Here is a 1,013-nt window from a genome sequence, read left to right on the forward strand (position 1 = left end):
TTCCAGATGCTGCCCGCCACCGGGGATTCCACGGGGGTGCCTTGCACATCGTCAGCGCCGTTGTCCGCGTCCAGATCCTGTTCTGACTGGAAGTTGATCTGGCCACTTTCCACCCAGCGTTGCAGCTCTTGATCAAAGGCCCGGTTGCGGGCATCGGTGAAGGTGGCGATATCCTGCTGGTTGTCATCGAGAAATTGCTGGTAGGCGTTCAGGCTGAACGTGGTCTCTTCCACCTGAATCGGGTACTGCCCCTTGGGGAAATCCCGGCGTATTTGCTTGAGTTCCTCGTGGCTGACTTCGTAGAAACGAATCTGGTCGAAGAAGCGAAGCAGCCAGGGCTGGTCAAACGCCTCTGTCTGGCGGTAGCGATTCCACATCTGCAGGGTGCGCCCGACAAACTGGTAGCCGCCGGGACCTTCCATGCCGTAGACGCACAGGTAGGCGCCGCCGATGCCCACGGAGTTTTCTGCCGTCCAGGTGCGGGCCGGGTTGTACTTGGTGGTGACCAGACGGTGTCGTGGGTCGTAGGGGGTTGCCACCGGGGCACCCAGATACACATCGCCAAGGCCCATCACTACATAGCTGGCGCTGAACAGGATCTTTTTGACCTCGTCCACGTTATCCAGCCCGTTGATGCGGCGAATAAATTCCAGGTTGGAGGGGCACCAGGGGGCATCCTTGCGTACGGACTGCATGTATTTTTCGATGGCCTGATGACAGGCCTCGTCATCCCAACTTAGTGGAATATGGACAATGCGTGAGGGCACTTCCAGGTCGTCCTGCTGCTGCAGGGCGTGCTCGGCATCGGCGAGTGTTTTCAGTAATGCGTGGCGCGGCAGGCGCATTGGATCGAAATGAATCTGCAGGGAGCGAATACCCGGTGTCAGTTCGATAACGCCATCCAGTTTTTGTTCTTCCAACCACAACATCAGGGCGTGGGCACGAAAGCGCAGGCGCAGGTCCAGTACCAGCGATCCATATTCCACCAGCAGATAACGATCCCCTGCGGCGCG

The 1,013-nt window shown here is 58.5% G+C and carries 1 protein-coding gene; it reads right to left on the reverse strand.

What is annotated here, in order from left to right; all coding sequences use genetic code 11:
• On the reverse strand, positions 1 to 1,013 hold a 1,013-nt coding region (locus A3730_RS22315; RefSeq protein ID WP_156501296.1), incomplete at both ends, for a carboxyltransferase domain-containing protein.

This window comes from Alcanivorax sp. HI0044, from assembly GCF_001634945.1.